Origin of the sequence: Trinickia symbiotica, from assembly GCF_002934455.1 — a bacterium.
In the GTDB taxonomy this organism is placed as follows: Bacteria; Pseudomonadota; Gammaproteobacteria; order Burkholderiales; family Burkholderiaceae; genus Trinickia; species Trinickia symbiotica.
The window spans coordinates 264,097-283,655 of sequence record NZ_PTIR01000007.1; the positions used below are offsets into that span (position 1 = coordinate 264,097).

Annotated in this window: 24 protein-coding genes; 12 read left to right on the top strand and 12 right to left on the bottom strand. The window is 60.4% G+C overall.

Going from position 1 to position 19,559, the window contains the following annotated elements; translation table 11 throughout:
• Positions 1-40: 40 nt before the first annotated feature.
• From B0G57_RS13115 to B0G57_RS13160, 10 genes are all read right to left on the bottom strand, one after another.
• Positions 41-535 carry an RES family NAD+ phosphorylase gene (locus tag B0G57_RS13115; protein ID WP_317615667.1) on the bottom strand — a complete coding sequence of 165 codons (495 nt, stop codon included), beginning with the start codon at positions 533-535 and terminating at the stop codon, positions 41-43.
• Positions 532-1,083: a type II RES/Xre toxin-antitoxin system antitoxin gene (parS, locus tag B0G57_RS30885; RefSeq protein ID WP_108912780.1), complete on the bottom strand. Its 552-nt coding sequence runs from the start codon at positions 1,081-1,083 to the stop codon at positions 532-534. The genes B0G57_RS13115 and parS overlap by 4 nt, the downstream gene beginning before the upstream one ends.
• A gap of 234 nt (positions 1,084-1,317) precedes the next feature.
• Positions 1,318-1,797, bottom strand: coding sequence for a cyclic pyranopterin monophosphate synthase MoaC (gene moaC / locus B0G57_RS13125; protein WP_018443817.1), 480 nt, complete (start codon positions 1,795-1,797; stop codon positions 1,318-1,320).
• A 131-nt stretch (positions 1,798-1,928) separates the two neighbouring features.
• Complete coding sequence (locus tag B0G57_RS13130) at positions 1,929-2,651, bottom strand: GntR family transcriptional regulator (protein ID WP_018443818.1); 723 nt, start codon at positions 2,649-2,651, stop codon at positions 1,929-1,931.
• 152 nt (positions 2,652-2,803) lie between these two features.
• On the bottom strand, positions 2,804-3,412 hold the full coding sequence (locus tag B0G57_RS13135; protein ID WP_018443819.1) for a DUF2946 family protein: 609 nt from the start codon (positions 3,410-3,412) through the stop codon (positions 2,804-2,806).
• Positions 3,405-4,457, bottom strand: a complete 1,053-nt coding sequence (locus B0G57_RS13140; protein ID WP_018443820.1) for a YheT family hydrolase — start codon at positions 4,455-4,457, stop codon at positions 3,405-3,407. The genes B0G57_RS13135 and B0G57_RS13140 overlap by 8 nt, the downstream gene beginning before the upstream one ends.
• Before the next feature lie 48 nt (positions 4,458-4,505).
• Positions 4,506-4,958 (bottom strand): nuclear transport factor 2 family protein, encoded by a 453-nt coding sequence (locus B0G57_RS13145; RefSeq protein ID WP_018443821.1) that lies wholly within the window; start codon positions 4,956-4,958, stop codon positions 4,506-4,508.
• 176 nt (positions 4,959-5,134) lie between these two features.
• Positions 5,135-6,169 (bottom strand): lipopolysaccharide heptosyltransferase II, encoded by a 1,035-nt coding sequence (gene waaF, locus B0G57_RS13150; protein ID WP_018443822.1) that lies wholly within the window; start codon positions 6,167-6,169, stop codon positions 5,135-5,137.
• A 145-nt stretch (positions 6,170-6,314) separates the two neighbouring features.
• A complete protein-coding gene (locus B0G57_RS13155) occupies positions 6,315-6,512 on the bottom strand; it encodes a zinc-finger domain-containing protein (protein ID WP_018443823.1) in 198 nt (65 codons plus the stop codon).
• A gap of 94 nt (positions 6,513-6,606) precedes the next feature.
• Positions 6,607-7,530: a branched-chain amino acid transaminase gene (locus B0G57_RS13160; protein WP_026230255.1), complete on the bottom strand. Its 924-nt coding sequence runs from the start codon at positions 7,528-7,530 to the stop codon at positions 6,607-6,609.
• A 132-nt stretch (positions 7,531-7,662) separates the two neighbouring features.
• Here B0G57_RS13160 and B0G57_RS13165 point away from each other — a divergent pair, with 132 nt between their 5' ends.
• From B0G57_RS13165 to tnpC, 5 genes are all read left to right on the top strand, one after another.
• Complete coding sequence (locus B0G57_RS13165; RefSeq protein WP_102607118.1) at positions 7,663-8,427, top strand: AzlC family ABC transporter permease; 765 nt, start codon at positions 7,663-7,665, stop codon at positions 8,425-8,427.
• Positions 8,424-8,747, top strand: a complete 324-nt coding sequence (locus B0G57_RS13170; protein ID WP_018443827.1) for an AzlD domain-containing protein — start codon at positions 8,424-8,426, stop codon at positions 8,745-8,747. Before B0G57_RS13165 ends, B0G57_RS13170 begins: the two co-directional genes overlap by 4 nt.
• Positions 8,748-9,525: 778 nt before the next feature.
• Positions 9,526-9,876 carry an IS66-like element accessory protein TnpA gene (tnpA, locus tag B0G57_RS13175; RefSeq protein WP_026230257.1) on the top strand — a complete coding sequence of 117 codons (351 nt, stop codon included), beginning with the start codon at positions 9,526-9,528 and terminating at the stop codon, positions 9,874-9,876.
• Positions 9,873-10,220: an IS66 family insertion sequence element accessory protein TnpB gene (gene tnpB / locus B0G57_RS13180; protein WP_018443829.1), complete on the top strand. Its 348-nt coding sequence runs from the start codon at positions 9,873-9,875 to the stop codon at positions 10,218-10,220. The genes tnpA and tnpB overlap by 4 nt, the downstream gene beginning before the upstream one ends.
• 29 nt (positions 10,221-10,249) lie before the next feature.
• Entirely contained in the window at positions 10,250-11,842 is a 1,593-nt protein-coding gene (tnpC, locus tag B0G57_RS13185) for an IS66 family transposase (RefSeq protein WP_018443830.1), read from the top strand.
• 444 nt (positions 11,843-12,286) lie between these two features.
• Here the strand turns inward: tnpC and B0G57_RS13190 are convergent, their stop codons facing one another.
• Positions 12,287-12,742, bottom strand: coding sequence for a hypothetical protein (locus B0G57_RS13190; RefSeq protein WP_018443831.1), 456 nt, complete (start codon positions 12,740-12,742; stop codon positions 12,287-12,289).
• Between the two features lie 158 nt (positions 12,743-12,900).
• Complete coding sequence (locus B0G57_RS13195; protein WP_018443832.1) at positions 12,901-13,260, bottom strand: hypothetical protein; 360 nt, start codon at positions 13,258-13,260, stop codon at positions 12,901-12,903.
• A 1,116-nt stretch (positions 13,261-14,376) separates the two neighbouring features.
• Here B0G57_RS13195 and B0G57_RS13200 point away from each other — a divergent pair.
• From B0G57_RS13200 to B0G57_RS30890, 7 genes are all read left to right on the top strand, one after another.
• Complete coding sequence (locus B0G57_RS13200; RefSeq protein WP_018443834.1) at positions 14,377-14,751, top strand: hypothetical protein; 375 nt, start codon at positions 14,377-14,379, stop codon at positions 14,749-14,751.
• 196 nt (positions 14,752-14,947) lie between these two features.
• On the top strand, positions 14,948-15,337 hold the full coding sequence (locus B0G57_RS13205; protein ID WP_018443835.1) for a hypothetical protein: 390 nt from the start codon (positions 14,948-14,950) through the stop codon (positions 15,335-15,337).
• Positions 15,337-15,561 carry a hypothetical protein gene (locus tag B0G57_RS13210; protein WP_018443836.1) on the top strand — a complete coding sequence of 75 codons (225 nt, stop codon included), beginning with the start codon at positions 15,337-15,339 and terminating at the stop codon, positions 15,559-15,561. The genes B0G57_RS13205 and B0G57_RS13210 overlap by 1 nt, the downstream gene beginning before the upstream one ends.
• A 188-nt stretch (positions 15,562-15,749) precedes the next feature.
• Positions 15,750-17,093 (top strand): immunoglobulin domain-containing family protein, encoded by a 1,344-nt coding sequence (locus B0G57_RS13215; RefSeq protein WP_051090138.1) that lies wholly within the window; start codon positions 15,750-15,752, stop codon positions 17,091-17,093.
• Between the two features lie 209 nt (positions 17,094-17,302).
• Positions 17,303-17,584, top strand: coding sequence for a hypothetical protein (locus B0G57_RS13220; protein WP_018443838.1), 282 nt, complete (start codon positions 17,303-17,305; stop codon positions 17,582-17,584).
• Between the two features lie 45 nt (positions 17,585-17,629).
• A complete protein-coding gene (locus B0G57_RS13225) occupies positions 17,630-18,490 on the top strand; it encodes a hypothetical protein (protein ID WP_018443839.1) in 861 nt (286 codons plus the stop codon).
• 536 nt (positions 18,491-19,026) lie between these two features.
• Positions 19,027-19,362 carry a hypothetical protein gene (locus B0G57_RS30890; RefSeq protein ID WP_146013357.1) on the top strand — a complete coding sequence of 112 codons (336 nt, stop codon included), beginning with the start codon at positions 19,027-19,029 and terminating at the stop codon, positions 19,360-19,362.
• The last annotated feature ends 197 nt before the right edge of the window (positions 19,363-19,559 follow it).

A 19,559-nucleotide genomic window follows, 5' to 3' on the forward strand; every position in this document is an offset into this window, starting at 1 on the left:
CGGTACTGAATGGCGTCCTGCATCGAGCAGCCGCGACCCGCTATCTCAGGCGACTATCGTACGTCCACCGGTTGCGCGATTTGTGGAAGCGCAGCTTGGCGGCATCGGGATGCCGAGGGTTGATGAGAACGTTCCGTTCCTGTGGCACGATGACAGATGGCACCTTATAGAGCGCGCTTGCACTACTGGCAACCCATTTCTGGCCGGCCCGCTGGCTAACCATTCCGAACGGAATGGCGTCCCAGCCGGGGTGGCCGTGCGCATCCAGTTCCAACGCGCCGCTCCACAAGTCGTGCGGCACTTCAATTCGTACAACGTATCGGTTCAACGGAAGCGACCCAGCCTTGATATGAACGAGCGTTTCCAGGCAGGCTAGCGCGATGTTCTCGGAACAGTAAAGCATCGGCGTGCCCTTTGTATTCCAACGGCCGCCCGTTGCTTTTGCGCCGGCGCCGGTTCGGTCGTCTGCGACGTATTCGGTGGTATCAGTGGCAATTCGCCAAATATTGATAGGTGCAGCAGTTGTCGTCCTCAAGCGTAGGCCCCCGACTGGCTCATGGCGAGCAGGTTCGAAACTACCTCCCGGCCTTCCGCTGTATCCATAAGTTCGGCCGGTCGTTGCCCGCCAAGCGCCGGCAGCGGTTCCTCGAGCCAGCGAGCTACCCACTTGGCCGCGTCGAAATCCGTTGCGTCGCCCGATTGTTCGACTATTGCTTGTACTTGGCCAATCAACTTGGCCATTGCCACGATTCGTTCGCTTTGGTCTGGAGATAGGCTCTCGCCCGATTTGGCCTTGCGGTCGATGGTCGTCGTGGATAAACCCAGCGTCTCCGCCAGTTCTTCTTTGCTGTAGGCCATCGATTTTGCCAAGATCAGAAAGATCTTCGGGCTGACACCTTTCTTAATGATATGAATGCGCGTCTGCGGCTCGATCGCGTAGACCGCGGCGATCAGATTCGTCGAAGGCACGACGTGGCCTCTCTTCGGCTTATCGCCATGGAGATAGAACTCCTCGACCAACGAGCTCGTCGCCTCGGGTTCCAAGGCTTTTCTGCGATGCGATGATTTGACGGTCGTTAGCATGACGATCTCCGTTTGGAGGGAAATTATACCCCAGATGGGGTTTGGGCGGCGCGAGGGTCCGCATCCTGGTTGTTCCATCGTGCATCGTCGCATGTCGTCATCATGCGGACGATCTTGCCGTTCAAACATCTATCGAGTGCCGCCAGCCCGTCGTTGGCGGGCGCAGCGTCCACATTCATTGAGTCTCGGGAGTGTATTCGCTTCGGCTTCACTTCGACTGACGGAACCAGGTTCTTAGCCCCGCGCCGTCCAGTCCCCCGACTTCCCGCCGTGCTTTTCGCGCACGCCGACGTCGGTAATCGTCATCCCCCGATCCACCGCCTTGCACATGTCGTAGATCGTCAGCAGGCCGATCTGCACGGCCGTCAGCGCTTCCATCTCCACGCCGGTGCGTCCGAGCGTTTCCACTTGCGCCGTGCAATGCACGCCGGGCAGGGCATCGTCGAGCGCGAAATCAACCGCCACGCGCGTCAACGCAAGCGGATGACAGAGCGGGATCAGATCCGCCGTCCGCTTGGCACCCTGAATCGCGGCGATGCGTGCGACGCCGAGCACATCGCCTTTCTTCGCGGTGCCGCCGCGAATCAGCGCGAGCGTCTCCGGCAGCATGCGGATCGAGCCGCGCGCGACCGCAATGCGTTTCGTTTCATCCTTCCCGCCGACGTCCACCATGTGCGCCTGACCGGCCGCATCGAAATGTGTCAGTTCCGCCATCACGTGGGCTCCTTAAGAGGGCGCCTATGTTAGCAGCCGCCCGCGCGCTCGGCGCTAGCCGAGCTGGTCGAGGTGCGGGCGGCTGGATCAGTCGAACCTAGTATGCGCGGATCCGCGCCACCCAGCATCGGTCAGCGGATCTCGACCTGATAAGCGAATTCGCTCGCCGGTCCGCGCGAGCGGCGCCATTCCAGTGGGCGACGGTCATAGCCATAGGCGAGCCGCTCGACGACGACCACGGGCGTGCCCGGATCGATGCGCAAGAGCCGCGCGTGCATCATGTCGACGATCTCGATCGTCAGTGTCTCCCTCGCTGAGGCGATCACCTGGTGGCAATACATTTCATAGACCGGATAAAGAAGATCGCCGATCTCGCTCGTATCGAGCATGGCGAATGCCGCGAAAGGCTTGTAAGGCAACCAGATTTCCTCGGCCAGGATCGGCGCGTCGCCGACAAGCCGCAGCCGCGACATGTGAATCACTCGCGCGGATCGCTCGATTCGCAACGTGGCGCAGACTTCCGAAGGCGCCTCCGTCACCTCCCGCATCAAAATCCGGCTCGTACGAACGGATCGATCGTGCCGTTCGTCGTGCAAGCGAAAAAAGCGCAGAAGCGAGCCGTCGAAGTTCGGCCGGCGCACGAACGTGCCGCGGCCCTGAAAACGTTCGAGCAAGCCGTCGGCGACGAGCCGATCGATGGCCTTGCGAACGGTGCCGATCGCGAGGCCATAAGTGTTGGCGAGTTCGTGCTCGGTCGGGATCGCTTGGCCAGGCGCCCAACGGTGTTCGGCGATCTGCCCGGCGAGTTCGTCGCGAAGCCGTTGATAGCGCGGCAAGCGAGTGTCGATCGACATCTTCCGTCCCTCGATATCCGGCGCGCCCCTTCTCCTTCGAAGAACAGCCCGTTGGTCAACTAGTCATTTGTATATCTATAGGAGACGCGCCTTTAATGGAGTGTAGGCGCTCGTTGCAACGATTGCACCTCGGCAGGCCGCTCGACTTGGCGTCAATCGCCTGACGAATGTGTCGCGCCGACACCCACGGAGGCGGGGCTCGCGACGAAGCCGAAGCGACTGGCGACATCGGCTCGGGCAATGGTCTCGATCGGCAGGTCTTGTCCGTCGCGCCAATGGAAGCGGCCCACACCCCCAGCGTCGTCGAGCGAGGCAAAGTCGCTGAAAAGGTCGAGATCGTGATCGTGCAGCAACGCCACGCGCGGCCGCGTTGCCGCATCGACCAACAGAACGGCGCCGTCTTCGTCGATCAGCGCCGAGCGAGGCTCGAATGCGCCGCCGGTCTGATCGGTGAGCGTCAGCGTGCGCTTTCCATCTCGATCGGTGAGCGCGAGGCGCACGACCCATGGCGTATAGGCAAGCTCGACATAGACGCGTTGCGGCCCATTCTGGAAGAACCACATGCCGCGCTCGTCGCATTCGTAGTTGCGGTTGATGAAGCCTAAGAGCGCGACATGCCTGACAGGCGCGCCGAGTTCGCCGAGCGCTTGGGCGCGTTCGTCGCGCATGCGCCAGGCGCCGCGTCTGTCGAGCAGTAGCCAGCCTGTGCAGTGCGGCACGTTCGGCCACTTCGCGAGCGCGGCCTTGACGATGTCATCCATTTTTCGTGTGTGGCTCTAGAAACGAGAAAACGCGCCGCGGCAGCCAGTCCATGCGCCCGGGAAACGGCCCGGTCATGAAACCGACGTGCCCGCCGGCTTCGGGCTGATCGAGCTCGATGGCCGGCGAGACCTCGGCGCGCGTCGGCAACGCCGTGCTCGGAAGAAACGGGTCGTTGCGCGCGTTGAGGACGAGCGTCGGCACGACTACGTCTGGCAAAAGCGGCCTGGTCGTCGCACGCGTCCAGTAATCGTCCGTATTGCGGAATCCGTGCAGCGGCGCCGTCACAACGTTGTCGTAATCGTACATCGTGCGGCTCGCAAGCATCGCGTCGCGGTCGAAGAGCCCCGGATATTGCTCGAGCTTTTGCAGCGCCTTCTTCTTGAGCGTTTTCAGGAAGCTCAATGTGTAGACGAGCGCGAAGCCCTGCGAAAGCGCCCGCCCGCCGGCGTGAACATCGAGCGGCGTCGAGATGGCCGCCGCGGCGGCGACGAATGCCGCGTCCGTGCCGCGCTCGCCGAGCCAGTGCAAAAGCACGTTGCCGCCGAGCGAAACGCCTGCGACGACGATGGGCCCGCGATGTCCGTCTCGTAGGCGGCGCAGCACCCAGTCCACCTCGTCGCTGTCGGCGAGGTGATAAAAGCGCGGCGCGAGATTGAGCGGGCCGCTGCAACTGCGAAAGTGCGGCACCACGCCGTGCCAGCCGAAACCGCGCGCCGTAGCCATCAGCACGCGCGCATAGTGCGAATCGGAGCTGCCCTCGAGACCGTGGAACAACACGAAAAGCGGCGCGTCGGGCGGGGGCGCCGCCGCGCTGCCCTCGGGGTAGGCGATCCAGTCGAGCTCGATGAAGTCGCCATCGGGGGTCGTCCACCGCTCCCGCCGGTAATCGATGGCGGGCAGGCGTGCGAAGAGCGCCGGGATGATCGTCTGCGCGTGGTTCGTCGGCAGCCATCGCGGTGGGCAGTAGAGCAGATCGATGAGCGTCTCGGCGGCTACCCGGCTCGCTGCCGGAACCGAAGTTGACTTCCCGTTTGCCGTGCTCATTGCTTTCCCCAACACCAAAACGCGGCGGGCGGCGGCAAGCCGTCCCGCTTAGTGCAATGCGCCCTGTCCTTGCCGCATTTTCGCGACGAACTCGTTGGCCGTCTCGTTCGGCATCGTGCTCGCATGAACGTGCGCGATGCGCCATTCGCCGCGCTCGTGAACCATCACGTAGGTCGTGTAGACCATGCGCGGTGGCGCGAGCGGGTCACGCAGCCGGTGCGCTTCCGCGACGGCATAGACGACGGTTCCGAGGCTGTCGTAGACACGGACGTCGAGCGGCTCGACCGCGGCCGGCAGCGCCTGCCCGGCCGCCAATTGCGCAAGCCCCGCACGAATGCTGTCGATGCCATGCCAATGTGACCCGCTCGCGTCGATGAAGCTCGCGAAGTCCTCGTCGATCCACAGGGCCATCAGGCCGTCGATATCGTTTTCAGCGACGGTCTGGTAGTAGGCGTTCAGTGTGTCGGCTGCGGCTTCGAAGAGTCGGGCAAAGCGTGGCATCGGATAGCTCGTCCAGGTTTTTTCTCGCGCACCAAGGCGCTTGGTTCGGCTGGCTTGGTCGGCGTATGCGCACGCTGCAACGATGTGCGTTCGCCGCCGGCCAAGCCCAGTTCTTCCGCCCGCCGTGTCGCGCCCTCGCTCTATGAACGCACGAAGGCGGGTGCGGCGTCCGTGCGTCAGCGCTCGCCGAGCAGCATCCCGCGCAAATCGCCGAACACTTGCTCGGCGGTGAGCTCACGCAGGCACCGCAAGTGACCGAGCGGGCATTCGCGCGCAAAGCAGGGGCTGCATTCGAGGTGGAGCCATTGTACCTTCGCAAGGTCCGATAACGGCGGTGTGTGGCGCGGATCGCTCGAGCCGAAAACGGCGACGAGCGGGCGCCGCAGCGCCGCGGCGACGTGCATGAGCCCGGAGTCGTTGCTGACGACGGCGCTCGCGCGCGCGATGAGCGCGCAGGCTTCCCCGAGCGAAGTTTGGCCGCAGAGGTTGCGCAGCGCCGGCGCTCGCTCGGCGATGGCCTGCGCGAGCGGCGCGTCCTTGCCGGAGCCCAGTGCGACGATCTGCGTATAAGGGAACGATTGCCCGATCATCTGCGCGAGGGACGCGAAATGCTCGGCAGGCCAGCGCTTGGCGTTGCCGTACTCGGCGCCCGGACAAAAGACGACGAGCGGCACGCGCGTGTCGAGATTGAAGCGCGTCGATACGCGCATCGACTCGTTCAGGTCGGTCTCGAGACGGGGCGTCGGCAGGCGCGCCGACAGGTCGGACAGGTTGGCGCCCGGCGCATAGGCCAGCGCGGCGTAATGCGCGGCCATCGGCCCGCGCGCGTCCTTGCTTGGGTTCGCGTGGCGGACGTTGAGCAGCCCATAGCGCCGCTCACCCGTATAGCCGATCCGCAGACGGATGCCGGCGAGCCACGGAATGAACGCCGACTTCAGCGAATTCGGCAACACATAGGCCGCGTCGTAGCCTACGTCGCGCAAATCGGCGGCGAGTTGCCAGCGCCGCATGAGCTGCAGCTTGCCGTGAGCGAGGTCGGTGGCGTGGACCTCGTGGATTTCGGGCATGCGCTCGAGGACGGGCGCGACCCAGGCGGGCGCGAGCGCATCGATGACGATGCGCGGATGCAGCTGCCTCAGCAGCGCGAAAAGCGGCTGCGCCATCAATGCGTCACCGATCCAGTTCGGTGCGATAACCAACGCGCGACGCATCAGTGTGAGTATCCGAGGTCCAGGTCAAACGCGGCCGTTCATGGGGCCGCAGGAGGCAGTGAAATCGAGCGAAGCCACGCGCCGCCCGTTCGGTCCGAGCGGGGCGCTGCGGCTTCAATGATTCAATGCGGCGTCGAGTGTGCCGTCAATGATGGCCCTTGACGACTTCTCCGTCGCGCAGCTTATAGCGCGTGCCGCAGTAGGGGCAGCGGGCTTCGCCGTGCGAGACGTCGATGAATACACGCGGATGCGCGCTCCAGCGCGGCATCGAGGGGTTGGGGCAATAAGCGGGCAGATCTTTCGCTGACAGCTCGATCAGCGGCATTTCTTTGATGGTGCTCATGAGGACCAGTTCTCGTTGTATGCGATATGCTGCGGCGATGCGGGCGCGGCAAACGACGCCGGACCATTGCCGGCGTCGCGGCGCGGGCCGCGCGTCACACCTTCGTGAGCCAATGGGCGTACTTGGCGTTCTTGCCCGAGACGATATCGAAGAAGGCCGATTGCAGCTTCTCGGTGATCGGGCCGCGCACGCCGTTGCCGATCGTCCGATTGTCGAGTTCGCGAATCGGCGTCACTTCGGCGGCCGTGCCGGTGAAGAACGCTTCGTCGGCCGTATAGACTTCGTCGCGCGTGATCCGCTTTTCGATGACTTCGATGCCGGCTTCCCGCGCAAGCGTGATGATGGTGTCGCGGGTGATGCCGTCGAGGCACGACGAGAGGTCAGGCGTGTAGATCTTTCCGTTGTTCACGAGGAAGAAGTTTTCGCCCGAGCCTTCGGAAACGTAGCCGTCGACGTCGAGCAAAAGCGCTTCGTCGTAGCCGTCGGCCGTCGCTTCCTGGTTCGCGAGGATCGAGTTGACGTACCAGCCTGATGCCTTCGCGCGCACCATCGAGACGTTGACGTGGTGGCGCGTGAACGACGACGTTTTCACGCGAATACCTTTCGTGATGCCTTCCTCGCCGAGGTAGGCCCCCCAGGGCCAGGCCGCGATCGCGACGTGAATGGTGTTGCCGCGTGCCGACACGCCGAGCTTTTCCGAGCCGACCCAGGCGATCGGCCGGATATAAGCCGACTCGAGCCCGTTCGCGCGCACGACCTCGGCTTGGGCGGCGATCAGCGTTTCGCGATCGAACGGAATATCCATCTGGAAGATCTTCGCCGAATTGAAGAGCCGTTTCGTATGCTCTTTGAGGCGGAAGATCGCCGTGCTGCCGTCGGCCGTCTTGTAGGCGCGCACGCCCTCGAAGACGCCCATGCCGTAGTGCAGCGTATGGGTGAGGACGTGGATCGTGGCATCGCGCCACTCGATCAGCTTGCCGTCCATCCAGATCTTGCCGTCGCGGTCGGCCATTGACATTCGTAATCTCCTAGCGGGTGGGCCCCGTCCGGTAAATGCGCCATTTTAGCGTCTTTTGCACTCATTCCGGACATGGAGCGCGCAAAGGGGCGATATAATCGGGCGCTTGCCGGTTCCGCCGTTCTTTGTCCCATGCTCTCCCGCCTAAGCCCGACTGACCGTGCCGCTTTTCTCGACGGCGCGCGCACGTACTCCCCGACGGTGATGGCGTTGATCTCGTGGGGCCTCGTGACGGGGATCGCGATGAGCAAATCGGTGCTGACGATGCCGCAGGCGCTCGTGATGTCGGTGCTGGTTTACGCCGGCTCGTCGCAGCTTGCCATCCTGCCGCTCCTTGCCGCGAAACTGCCGATCTGGACCATTCTGCTGACGGCGGCGATGGTCAATCTCCGGTTCGTCATCTTCAGCGCCGGCCTCGTGCCGCACTTCTCCTATCTGTCGTTCTGGCGGCGCGTCGCGCTCGGCTACTTCAACGGCGACATCGTCTATCTGCTCTTCCTGAAAAAGTCGTTCCCGACGGGGCGCGTACCCGGCAAGGAAGCCTATTTCTGGGGGATGGCGGCCGTCAGCTGGACGAGCTGGCAGGTGTCGTCGATTGCCGGCATCGTGCTTGGGAGCATTTTTCCCGACAACTGGGGGCTCGAACTCGCCGGCACGCTTGCGCTCGTGCCGCTCGTCGTGGCGGCGATTGCCAACCGGTCGACGCTCGCGGCTGTCGCCGTGGCTGCCGTCATCGCGATCGTCGCGATCGATCTGCCGTTCCGGCTCGGGCTGCCGCTCGCGGTCTTCGCGGCGCTCGGCGCGGGAAGTGTCGCCGATCTGCTCGCTGACCGGGCGGCCGGGCGCCGCATGGGCACTGAGGCCGGTCCTGGCGTGCGCGAGGAGAAGGCGCCGTGAGCGCGATGCAGATCTGGCTCACCATTGCGGGTATGACGGTCGTCACTGCGGTGACGCGCGCGTTCTTTCTACTCGGCGGTGAGCGCGCCACGCTGCCCGAGCGCGTGCAGCGCGCGCTGCGCTATGCGCCGGCGGCCGCGCTCGTCGCCGTGATCGTGCCTGACGTGCTCGAAACGCCTCAGGGGTTATCCGTCGCGCTCGGCAATCATGCGCTCTATGGCACGCTTGCCGGGCTCGCCTGGTTTCTCTGGCGGCGTAGCATGCTCGGCACGATCGTTGTTGGGATGCTTGTTTTTACGGCGCTAAGGATTTGGGGTTAGGGCTGGCGCAACGGTTGCCGCGTGCTCGAGCGAGATCCGCGATTCAGCCCCAATCGCCGCGCATCAGGTAACCTCCTGCTTTGCCAATCAGGAGCCACGTCGTGAGCCGTTACTGAAGCCCTTGGCACTGATAACCTGGAGCAGATGCGCCTGTTCTATTTGGCGGACCAGCCAGACCGGATTTCCGAGGAAATTGCCACCGAAGGTCGTGGCCGAAAAATGCGAGACGGCGTCTCGGATATTGAGCCTTGATCAGTTGGCGACGGCGTTCCTGCTGTCATGGTCGCACCGGGGGGCCGACAGCATCAGTGAACCGAGCTTGGGCCGTTCTGACCTACATCAACGCAGCGGGAAGCGGACGTTAAGCTGCGGGCTAATGAGGTGGGCGCGTGTAGAACTCGGCATGCCGTCTACCGCAATTCCGCCAGCAGTTCGATTGCTCTGGTTGGCTCGTGGATCCGATTCCCGATCCAGCGCATTGGCCAATTCGTGGGGCGTTCTATTCCGACGCAGCTCCAAAGAGGCGCGCCATTTGAGTCTCGACCAACGAAGCGGGCGGGCTGCGGTCCGTCTTCCCACGCGCTATTTGCTGACGGCGCTGGCGCCGGAATGACCCAATAATATTTCCCAACGATCAATCGATTTCTAGCTGTCATATGTCCTCCTCACCGCTGACGAGAACTTTATACGAACCGTAAGCGTTGCCTCATCACCGTCTGTTCATGAGGGCATGAAGTCGGCAACCTAATTCCCACCAGATCAAGTGGGAATCAGAACGATGGAAACGAAGGCACGGGGTCGACGGCTTGGGTCCAAGAACTACCCGAAGGAATTCCGGGCAATGGTCGTGGCGCAAGCTAACGATCCTTCTCGTTCCATTGCGGATGTGGCGAATGAGCATGGCCTGAATGCCAACATGATCGCGCGCTGGCGGCGCCTGCATGAGCGCAACCATTCGGCCACGCATGCGCGGCCGTCCGAAACGTTCATTCCTGTGCAGTTGCCGGTGTCGGCGCAAGTGACGTCCAGTCTCGTCGTCGAATGTGGCGCCGTACGGGTGCGCTTCGATGGACCACTTGACCTGGGCGTGCTCAGGACGGTGCTGACAACGTTGCGGTCGGCTTCGTGATTGGTCTGCCCGCAGGGACGCGCGTATGGCTGGCCGCCGGCGCGACCGACATGCGAGCCGGCTTCAACAGCCTTGCCGCTAAAGTGCAAACCGTGCTGGAGCGCGATCCATTCTCTGGTCACGTGTTCGTGTTTCGCGGCAAACGCGGTGACCTGCTCAAGGTGCTGTGGTGGAGTGGCGACGGTATGTGTTTGCTGATGAAGCGGCTCGAGAAGGGACGCTTCATTTGGCCTCAGGCGGACAGCGGCGTCATTTGCCTTAGCCCGGCGCAACTGTCGATGTTGCTTGAAGGCATCGACTGGCGACAACCGACGAGAACTGCGCGACCGACTTCAGCGTTGTAAACGTCAGTACAGGCGCGTAAACTGCGCCCATGACGCGCGCGAGCCCACTTCCCGACGACGTTGAAACGCTCAAGGCCATGCTGCTCGAGCAGGCAGCGGCGCTTCGCGAACGTGACGTCCAGGTCGCCAAATTACAAGAAAGAGTGGAGTCGCAAGAAGCGGCACTGGCTTCGCGGGCGGCCGAGGTCGAACACCTGAAGCTGCTCATTGCCAAGTTGCGCCGCATGCAGTTCGGCCGCAAATCGGAGAAGTTGGATCGCCAGATCGAGCAGCTCGAGCTACGTCTGGAGGACCTGCAGGCCGACGAGGGGGCTGCTCCCGTCGAGATCCCGAAGACGGCGCGCACCGCGCCGGAAGCACCGCACCGCAAACCGTTACCCGATCATCTGCCGCGCGACACGCGCACATATCTGCCGGAATCGGCCGAGCGTTGCATGCAATGCGGCGCCACGATGAAGCGACTCGGCGAAGACGTTTCGGAGCAGCTCGAGTACGTACCGGCGAGCTTCAGGGTGATCCGGCATGTACGACCGAAGTTCGCATGCACGTGCTGCGATCACATTGCGCAAGCGAGCGCACCGAGCCGCCCCATCGAACGCGGCCTCGCCGGCCCCGGATTGCTCGCACACGTGCTCGTCTCCAAGTTCGCTGACCATGTGCCGCTTTACCGACAATCGGTCATCTATGCACGCGAAGGTGTTGAGCTCGAGCGTGCGACGCTGGCGAAGTGGGTCGGTCATAGCGCGGCACTGTTGCAACCACTCGTCGAAGCCATTCGTCGCCACGTGATGGCGGCATCGAAACTGCACGCTGACGACACCCCTGTGCCCGTGCTCGCACCTGGCAACGGCACAACCAAGACCGGGCGACTTTGGGTTTACGTACGCGACGATCGACCGTCAGGCGATGCAACGCCGGCTGCCGTATGGTTCACCTACACGCCTGACCGCAAGGGCATTCGTCCGCAGCAACATCTCGCATCGTTTGCCGGCACGCTACAGGCCGATGCGTACGGTGGCTATCAAGCCATTTACGAAACCGGACGCGTAGTCGAAGCGGCGTGTTGGGCTCACGCGAGGCGACAGATCTATGAGTTGCACGCCGCTCGGCCGAATGCCTTCAATACCGAAGCACTCGAGCGAATCGGAGCACTCTACAAAATCGAAGAGGCCATCCGCGGCAAGCCTCCCGATGAGCGCCGAGCCTATCGCCAGGCGCACGCGAAGCCGTTACTCGATCAGCTCCATACTTGGCTGGGGGAAGTGCTCGACACGCTCTCGCGCAAATCCGATACCAGCCGCGCGATTCTCTACGCGCTCAACCGTTGGGCTGCGCTCACGCGCTATTGCGACGACGGTCGACTCGAGATCGATAATCTGCCGGTTGAGCGCGCGTTGCGCGGAGTGGCCATCGGAAGGCGGAATTACCTGTTCGCCGGCGCTGACTCTGGCGGCGAGCGCGCGACGGCAATCTACAGCCTCATCGGGACAGCAAAGCTCAACGACATCGATCCCGAGGCATATCTGCGCTTCGTACTTGCTCGCATCGCTGATCACGCGATCAACCGTGTCGATCAACTCATGCCGTGGGTTGTGGCTGAGCAACTTCGTAACCACGCCTGAACATCACCGGGCTGTCGTCAAGACGGCGCTCACGACACGCTTACTACGAACCGCTAGCATCGAGCATAGCTCGCCGACTAGATTTCAATGTCTGGTACCTTTGGGCTTTACCCACTATGTGAGCTTTGACTGGGTTTCTTTGCATTTTTGTTCGCCCAGGGGGCCACGCAACATCAGGGGTGCGGTGTGGTTCGAACTGTGGGTCAATTCGGGAAATCGGAGCTAGCTGTCCTCTTCTTGGCGTTTAGGGTCGTCGGGCCGAGCGGCAGCTAACAACCGTTATATGTTGCTTTGCCGTCGTCGGACCAGCGGCTTCTTCGAGTGACGGCTTTGCCCCTGCGCAAGGACAGCAAACGACCCCGTTGCGGACGGCCGTCTCTCCCGATAGCAGCCGCTCGCGTGCCGACTCAGCTACTTGGGAAAGGATCAATCACGATGTGCCTACTATTCCACGTTAAAACGAACCTTCACGTTCCCCGACACGTCAATCTTTTTCAGGGTCACTGTACCGGGAAACGCTGCGGTACGATTGATCGAGAATGACACATCTAAATCTTCATTAGACCGCCAGACAACCTTGGGAGATGCGCTGTGGTCCGCAAAGTCGTCGCATACCCCAGAGTACACCTCATAAAGTTTGTCTAGATGGCTCAAGGTGGCGTCAATCGAGCTAGGAACAACATATAGCGCTTGGCGACAAAATGGCGCCAAACCACCGCCTCCTGCCCAGGTCAGCAGTATCGCCTGATAGGACCCATTCGGCGATCGGAGCGATTTGATAGCTTCGGGCTTTTCGCCCGACGTGCGCTGCGATCGAAAATGGAAGGCCCCCGATGCCACAGTGAAAACACCAATCAGGCAAAAGACCACGACGGCGATTTTTCTTATCACCCCCACCATCAGCGGCCTCCATGGCAAAACGGGATGCAGGAAGAGGGGATTGTCAGTGAACTAGGTGGCTTTGTCGAAGGGCCGCTCATGGCCGCACCCGGACCGACATCGCCGCTTCGACGCTCGGCGCACCGGGAGGCCGCAGCCCGACCCGAAGCAATTCAGAATTATCTTGACGCTCGCCCATCCTTGCCCGTTGGCTTGTCTCTGACGTACGGAGCGGCGAAGTCGGCGTCGTAAGTGCCCTTCCAAGAGCGCACGCGCATCGACGTAGTGTAGTAATACTCATAGTTTGCGCGTGGAATGTTGTCCGCCGGAACCGCGACGCTTGAAAAAACCCCATCTTGTATGGTTGAGTCGCCGGTGCAAATGTATGAGACCACGGCAAGTTGTTCGGCGAGTATCTTCCGGATGAAGTCGACTGCACCACAGGCCTCGTCAGCTTTGCCCAGCACGGAGAAAAAATGCCGATGGGTTGTCGCGTAGAAAACCGTCACCTCATCGTTGTATAAAGAAGAAACCTCCAAGGGGCCACCTCTTGATCCTGCGAGCGACGGCACTCGAACGTTGAAGAAGTTCTCTCCAGCGCTGGCAACAATAGAAATATGGCCCCTCCAGTTCGGAAAGACACTGAGAGAAGGTCTCCCGCCATTTGGCGAGAGAAGGGCTCAAGCAGTTCGATCATGACGAGCCCCCGTAGCTTGCGTATAAGCAGCGCGATCCCTGGCAATCCTACGCCACACGTCGATCGACCGATGTTGGCCGCACCCGGACGAACGTTTTTTCACCGGTCGAACCGGTACAGCGTCGCATTGCAGTCTTTAATCTGCAGAGAGTGAACGACGTACTGACCCGCGGAGATAACTGGGATAACCTTTGCCCAGAACGCAGCTGCTCCCAAATTTTGCCTGACGTGCCATATCTGCCACGGGTCGGGATATTTCCAAAGCGAATCGAAGACGACCCGTGTTCCCACGCCTAGGCCGCGAAAACGCCGCGCTACTGGGATATATCGCTTTGCAACTGTGACTGATCCCGAACGAGAAATGCGAATCCTGTTATGGGAGCTTCACGATAAGGGACATCGGCTGACTATGTTAGATGTATCGGAACGGAAGGCCCGGATGTTGAGCAAAGCCGGGACGACGCGAAAAGGCTACATGACGCGGCGATGGCTCATCCGTTCTACCGAAATCTTTCAAGAAAGGTCCAACAGAAAATTACTGTCAACGAAGCGCCCGCGTACATCCGCATCCAGAGCGATCGCAATCAGGTGAGCGGGATCACTCACGATTATTACCTCAACGTGATAATGCAGTTATCTCATGTCACTGCCACTCCAGTACTGCATGCCTTTCATCGCAAAGGCGATCGAGGGCATGGGGCAGCTCTGGCCTGCCCTGCGCACGAGAGTCCCGGAGGAGACACAGCGCAAAATTGACCTATGGATTTCGTTAGCTGCCGATGGGGTGAAAGGCGCAGGAAAGTAGAGTTGGCGTGTTCCTCCGTCACTGCGCTAGGCTTCCGCCATGATACTGATTGCATGAGGCCAAGTTCGTCAGGAGCGGGCGGCCGACAACGACGTCTGGATCTGAGAAAATTTCAATGTCACACGCTTCCAATTGAGAGTTCGAAGGACAACTATGGGATACGACGTTCACATCACACGCACGTCAAACTGGTTCGATGAAAGCGGACCCAAGATCGGTATCGACGAGTGGAAGGCGATCGCTCAGTCCGACTCGGACATGCGTCTCGACGGGTATGCGAGCGTGGTCGTGGGTGACGGCAGTGTCCTGAGGGTAGACAGCGAAGGGCTGGCTGTCTGGATCGCTTACGCAGGAAATGGCGTGAACGGAAATATGGCGTGGTTCGATTTTCGGAATGGCAATGTGGTAGTCAAGAATCCGGACAGCATGATCCTCGGAAAGATGTGGCAGTTAGCTCAGAGGCTCGGCGCAAAGGTGCAAGGCGAAGAGTGCGAAGTTTACGGCGCTGATGGCGCGGTCGTGGGGTAGCTTTTGGTCCCACAGGAAGCTAGAGGGCGCGATGGCGGGTGCCGTTTTGGCCCGCTATGATTCTTAGCATACTCGCGGGCGCGAGAATAAGCACATCGTTAAACGGCCATTCACTGTCAAGGGCTGCTCAGGGCCGGATAGCGCCCGCCGGAAGAGGCGCACACTAAATCTCGCCTTCGCCTGTGAGGAGATTGTCATGGAATCCGAGAATGTCGTCGTTGTCCACCGTGCGCAGTGGAACAAGGGCAAGCTTACCAGCCCAGAAGCCGCCGCTAAAACTCGGCGAAACCTGTGGGATCGTATCCTTGTCGCGGAGAGGACTCAGATGTTCACACCGGAGTTTGTAAGCAACGAGTTGGGCGAATTCGTTTTGGTCGCCAACCACAGCTTGGAATCGACGGAGGCCGCTCGGCTAAGCGTCGAGTACAACCGAGCACGCATCCTGCATGGTCGGTCGCACCTGCCTTCAGAGTCTTGGAAATGTCGACTTGTCTACGATGTGCGGGGGCAAACGGTGAGTGAACTGACAATCGATCTAGTCCGAGCGCAACTCTGCGATGTGGCCACAGTGGAGTTCAAGCGCTGATGGGCATCCAAATCGTGGTTGTGGCCGGGAGCCATGCGGAGGTGGTTGAGAAATTGGGCAATGCGGCGCCATTCGCCGAGATCTTTCCATTGCCGGAGGGCAATTCCGGGATTTCGGTCCCATCCAAAGTCGTCGATGACATTGGAGAGCAAATCGTGCTCGGCCGCATCTCGGCCTTTGCGTATTTCGACCTCTGGGCGGGCGAGTGGAGGTTACCAAAGTAGACGCGGCGTCGGGAAGTGGCGGCCAAGGTACGGTCCGGTCGGCGCAGGTCGCTAGCCGGCCAACATGAGACATTCGACAACAGCGTACCATTCGTTGACAATCGGGACGGATGTCAAAGCGTAGCTCAATCGAGGCTAAGTTCTTGGTCTCGGATGATATTCGAGGCGTTTCTGTGCGGGGTATTGAGATGGCCGAAGCAGCGCATGAAAATCGCTGTCCGTTGAGCGCGGTGGACCGACGGCTCGCGGACGTCCACCGGCAATGGCACGAGGCTGAACGTGGATACTTTGACCCCGAAAGTTTTAGAGTCTCGATTCAGACCGCGATTCAGACACTGCGCACCGTCACTTTCATTGTGCAAAGTAATAAGCGGCTCTTCACCAACTTCGATCCTTGGTATGAGTCGTGGCAAAACAGGTTGCGTGCTGACTCCTTGATGCGTTGGATGGTGGATGCACGCAACAAAATCGAGAAGCAAGGCGATCTGGAAGCTCATAGCTTTGTTCGAGCCGAGGTCATGGCGTCGTACTACGAGGAAGGGCCACGGATGGAGGTCCCAGCCGAGCTCTTCCAGAGTCCAGTTGAACTGATCAGCAGCATTCCCACCGAAGCATTGCGAAAGCATGTATTCAAAGATGGCATCCTACGTATTCAAAGGCGTTGGGTAGAAAACAGCTTGCCAGAGTACGAGCTCTTAGACGCTGTAGGGATCGCCTATGGGAAGGTCGCCCAGTTAGTGGCTGATGCGCACCGACAATTGGGCTTGGAACCTCCTTCCACGATGGTCGGCGACATCGACCGCACGGAGGGGGAAGAATCCCGAGGGGGAAGATTGCCCTGCATGATCGGTCATGACGACGCTCGTAGCCACCATGTCTGGCTTGCTACGGGACAGCCAATTGAGATCGAACGGAAAGCTGTTGAATTCGACCGAAAGGGAGCGGAACAGGCCGCAGGCAAATACGGGCTCAATCCAAAGGAGATGTTCCCGTCGACAGACCCCGCGCCGGAAGCTACGTTGAACGGTCTGTTCGATGCAGCCAGAAAGATGTTTTCCGTGGATGGTCATCACGACACCATTGCCTTCCTCCTGAAGGGCGCACGTCCCGTAAATTTGATGCAACTGGCTCCTCAAGAGCACGGGGAAAAATACCTTCTCATGAGAATGCTGGCGAACGAGGTGATCAAATATGGTGCAGATGGAGTGATCCTCCTCAGTGAGGTCTGGTGCGCGCCCTATGATTCGAACAATCCTTATCGTCGGGCAGTCGACGCGCCTGAAAGAACAGAGTATCTAACAGCCGTCCTCGTAACCCAAACCGGTGTTCCCGTTGAACTGCGTGCGCTGATTGCGCGCGAAGACGGTAGCGTAGCCCTGGGGGAGACGGAAACGTTTCTAGATGAAGCGCAAATTGCTTTTGCTCCTATTTACGCCGCGTGGGGACGCGCGATTCCTAAGGCTTGGATCGAAGTGGTAACGATTGGTGCCGGGGATGCAGCTTCTGGTGAGGACCCGACGACATCGGTTTGATTCGTGGACGATAAGTCCGCACTGGAGAATGTCGAGAGGTCGCTGCGGGTCGCGCTCGGCCAGTTGCCTCGTTTCGATGTAGCGTCGCCTTATGCGAGACGCATCTGATTGTCATCGGCCACGAACGGCCGGTCCGCAAAGCGTAGACTGCCGGTGTTCCAATCGTGCCGTTCTTATCCTAGGCATCTGTCCACCGTCGACGAGTTGCTATGTCACTTCCCACCAATTTCGTTGCTGATCTCGAATGCCCCCTGCTCACCGAGATCGTCGCTGAGTTGCAACGCAAAAATCGAAAACCTAAGTCGACGTTTCTTGCCCTCAGAAACGAAGTCGCGCCAGCCGATCTGTACTGCTACTTCCGCGCTCGATTCGGTGTTCCGAATGGCCCGCAAAACCTCTTGCGGAATGACAGCTCGGAGAATTTGATCCACTGGGAGTGGATGCTACGGATGTCTACTGGTTGGGTGCTGTTCCAGGGGATGAACTTCTGAACCGCCGTTGTCCTTATTGACGTCCCTGGCATCAGCCAGGCGGACATGCCAGATCTTGCCACCCAGATCAAGGCTGACTTTGCGAGTCACGGCCAGCAGATGGCTCAGTTGCGAAAGTCGCTCGAGGACTGGACCGAATTCGTGAATCCGTATCAGCGAATCCGTAGTTCAGTCGACTCGCTCCTCCGCGAACTCAACGCTTTGAATCTTCGACCCGAGGACGACGCAATGCCCGACATCGCAAGCGTCGAGCAGGTGCTTAACAACGACTGGTCTGACGTGGCCACTAGGTATTCGAAGGGCCTTGGCCTGTGCTTCGGCATCCGATCGATGCTTCCGGTAATGGCCGAAGCTTTCGTCAATCTCCTGCTATTCGCTCTCATGCGGCCCGAGCTAAAGTCCAATCAGAGGCTGCGAGACAACACGATCCGCCAACCCATCGACATTAGGATCATGAATCTGTCGGTGACCTGCACGGGCTTCGAATCTCAGGTGGACTACAAGCACGCAGCGTTCAGGGCGTATCACACGCTGGTGAATGAGAGAAACGACCTGCTTCATGGCAATGTCGTGCTTGAGCAACTCAAGTTCAACGAGGTGTATTTCAACGGCCGCGTGCCCGTCTTCAAGCAGTACCGATCGCTATGGGAGCGCACCGTCGGCGTTGATATTCAGGCTGTTGGGCTGCACCGTCTGGCAAACGAAGTCCAAGTCGTAAACAATATGGTGACTCAGTTGAAGACACACCTGACCCCGGCGACACGCGAGCACATCGAACGCGTGTCCGAGCAACGCAACCTTGCCCTCGACGAAGGGAGAGGCAAGTTCGGTGTGCTGTTCTCCGGGCGCCTCGTCGACATGTTCGCGCCTGACGACGATGAAGCCGACCCGAATACTGCGGCCTGACGCGGGGGCGATCGGGCTAGACACGTTCCCGAATCGATAACCAGAACACACCTAATTCCTGACGCCAGAACACCTCACACCGATCCAGCGACGCATCGACAGACGGAAGCGACAAACGACAACCCCGCGACTGGTCCAGTAGCGCATTTCGTTGAGCTTATGCGAGGCGAAATCCTTCGTGATGTATTTCGCCAGATAGCTAGCCAGCATGTGACGCAAACTCTGGGGTGAGCATGAGATGATTATCCATATAGCCGTGCTTCACCGAACGACCGTTTTCGAAAACCCTAACTGACCGCTTTGGGTCGAGGCCTGTCGTCCGCGAGTCGGACGGCGGGTGGCGCCGAACCGAGGGCATCGTCGGTCTGTGACCGGCCAAGAAGTGACGTTCAAATAATGCCGCGATTGGACGCTGAAGCGTCGGTAGCACATCGAAAGCAGTCACTGAATTTGGCAATTTCGGTGACGGGTCATCGGCCAAAACGGCTGTTGGGCGACGACACCAGCGTCCGCTTACCCGCTGATAGCGGGCAATTGTGAGCGCATGGTGGAAGCGACGAAACAAGTTCGAAAAGGACGCCCTGGTCGGCGAGCACATTATTGCACGCGATTTTGACCGCGTCGATTTCGAGCGTGCCCGCGCGCCCCTTGCACTCCACCCACCATTGGCGCGCGACGATCTGGCCATCGTGATCGGGGACATAGAAGCGGGCCTTGAGGTCGCGGCCGCCATCGGCAGTGCCGACGCCGATGCCACCCACGCGCCACTCAATATCCCGGGCGCCAATACCGTCAAGCAGCCAAAACAGGCATTCCTCGAGCGCATGCCCCTTCAGTTCGTCGTAAGCGCTAAATCTGCCCCACATCGTTAGGTTTCGCGTTACCGGGTAACATCTTTCGAATCGATAGTTACCGGGTAACGAGGGAGATGGGAGATGACACAAACGACGGCACAACGGCAAGCGGCTTATCGAGCAAGGCGCGACACGGCAGGCAAGGATGGCAACGGTGATCGACGTCTGGATATGTGGGTGAGCACGGAGGCGTATCTTGCTCTGACGCGGTTAGC

Coding starts and splice junctions, on each gene's coding strand:
- B0G57_RS13215 (WP_051090138.1), top strand. CDS start 15,750: ATGGCCGAAGCAGCGCATGAAAATCGCTGTCCGTTGAGCGCGGTGGAC.
- tnpA (WP_026230257.1), top strand. CDS start 9,526: ATGGAAACGAAGGCACGGGGTCGACGGCTTGGGTCCAAGAACTACCCG.
- B0G57_RS13225 (WP_018443839.1), top strand. CDS start 17,630: ATGCCAGATCTTGCCACCCAGATCAAGGCTGACTTTGCGAGTCACGGC.
- B0G57_RS13190 (WP_018443831.1), bottom strand. CDS start 12,742: ATGGTGGGGGTGATAAGAAAAATCGCCGTCGTGGTCTTTTGCCTGATT.
- B0G57_RS13130 (WP_018443818.1), bottom strand. CDS start 2,651: ATGTCGATCGACACTCGCTTGCCGCGCTATCAACGGCTTCGCGACGAA.
- B0G57_RS13140 (WP_018443820.1), bottom strand. CDS start 4,457: ATGAGCACGGCAAACGGGAAGTCAACTTCGGTTCCGGCAGCGAGCCGG.
- B0G57_RS13220 (WP_018443838.1), top strand. CDS start 17,303: ATGTCACTTCCCACCAATTTCGTTGCTGATCTCGAATGCCCCCTGCTC.
- B0G57_RS13200 (WP_018443834.1), top strand. CDS start 14,377: ATGGGATACGACGTTCACATCACACGCACGTCAAACTGGTTCGATGAA.
- B0G57_RS13145 (WP_018443821.1), bottom strand. CDS start 4,958: ATGCCACGCTTTGCCCGACTCTTCGAAGCCGCAGCCGACACACTGAAC.
- B0G57_RS13165 (WP_102607118.1), top strand. CDS start 7,663: ATGCTCTCCCGCCTAAGCCCGACTGACCGTGCCGCTTTTCTCGACGGC.
- tnpC (WP_018443830.1), top strand. CDS start 10,250: ATGACGCGCGCGAGCCCACTTCCCGACGACGTTGAAACGCTCAAGGCC.
- B0G57_RS13205 (WP_018443835.1), top strand. CDS start 14,948: ATGGAATCCGAGAATGTCGTCGTTGTCCACCGTGCGCAGTGGAACAAG.
- waaF (WP_018443822.1), bottom strand. CDS start 6,169: ATGCGTCGCGCGTTGGTTATCGCACCGAACTGGATCGGTGACGCATTG.
- B0G57_RS13135 (WP_018443819.1), bottom strand. CDS start 3,412: ATGGATGACATCGTCAAGGCCGCGCTCGCGAAGTGGCCGAACGTGCCG.
- moaC (WP_018443817.1), bottom strand. CDS start 1,797: ATGGCGGAACTGACACATTTCGATGCGGCCGGTCAGGCGCACATGGTG.
- B0G57_RS13210 (WP_018443836.1), top strand. CDS start 15,337: ATGGGCATCCAAATCGTGGTTGTGGCCGGGAGCCATGCGGAGGTGGTT.
- B0G57_RS13155 (WP_018443823.1), bottom strand. CDS start 6,512: ATGAGCACCATCAAAGAAATGCCGCTGATCGAGCTGTCAGCGAAAGAT.
- parS (WP_108912780.1), bottom strand. CDS start 1,083: ATGCTAACGACCGTCAAATCATCGCATCGCAGAAAAGCCTTGGAACCC.
- B0G57_RS13160 (WP_026230255.1), bottom strand. CDS start 7,530: ATGTCAATGGCCGACCGCGACGGCAAGATCTGGATGGACGGCAAGCTG.